At 67.0% G+C, this 830-nt stretch carries 1 protein-coding gene; it reads right to left on the reverse strand.

What is annotated here, in order from left to right; all coding sequences use genetic code 11:
* Window positions 1-76 precede the first annotated feature (76 nt).
* A complete protein-coding gene (gene istB, locus FL311_RS43420; RefSeq protein WP_141333563.1) occupies window positions 77-829 on the reverse strand; it encodes an IS21-like element helper ATPase IstB in 753 nt (250 codons plus the stop codon).
* Between the last annotated feature and the right edge of the window lies 1 nt (window position 830).

Genomic DNA, 830 nt, shown 5'->3' on the forward strand with positions numbered 1-830 from the left:
CCGATCACTGAGTCCGGTCCAAGCCGAACACCCATTCCGGAGCATGCCGAACACCGGATGACGACGCTGGTGGGGGCTACTTCGCCGCCTTCTTCCCGCTGGTCAAACTCTCGGCCTTGCGAATCGACTCGCCGCCGAGCTTGAGGCGGTGAGCGTTGTGGACAAGCCGGTCGCAGATGGCGTCGGCCAGCGTCGCGTCGCCGATGATGGCGTGCCAGTCCTTGGGCTCCAGTTGGCTGGCCACAATCGTCGAGCCGAGCTGGTAGCGGTCATCGAGCACCTCAAGCAGTTCCTTGCGCTGGGTGGCCGCCAGCGGCTCCAGCCCGAAGTCATCGAGGATGAGCACCTGCGCCTTGGCCAGTCTGCGCAGCAGGTGCGGGTACGTTCCATCCGCACGGGCCTGCGCCAGCTCGTCGAAGAGGCGCGAGGCGCGGCGGTACACCACGCTGTGCCCGTCACGGCACGCCTTCTGGCCCAGCGCGCACGCCAGGTAGCTCTTGCCCACCCCCGTCGGTCCGGTGAGCAGGATGTTCTGGTGGCGCTGGGCCCACCTCGACGAGGCCAGGTCCATCACCACCGCCTTCGACAGCCCTCGCGCGTGCGCGTAGTCGATGTCCTCCACGCACGCCTGCTGCCGCAGCTTCGCGTTCTTCAGCCGCTGCTGGAGCTTGCGGTCGTCGCGGTGCTGCTGCTCCGCATCGACGAGGAGCCCGAGCACGTCCTCGGGCGTCAGCTCCTTGTCCTTCGGCTGCTCCAGCCACCGCTTCATCGCCTTCGCCATTCCGTGCAGCTTCATCTCGTTGAGCTTCTCGAGCGTCTGTTCCACCAGC

Origin of the sequence: Myxococcus sp. AB025B (assembly GCF_006518215.1) — a bacterium.
Taxonomy (GTDB): domain Bacteria; phylum Myxococcota; class Myxococcia; order Myxococcales; family Myxococcaceae; genus Myxococcus; species Myxococcus fulvus.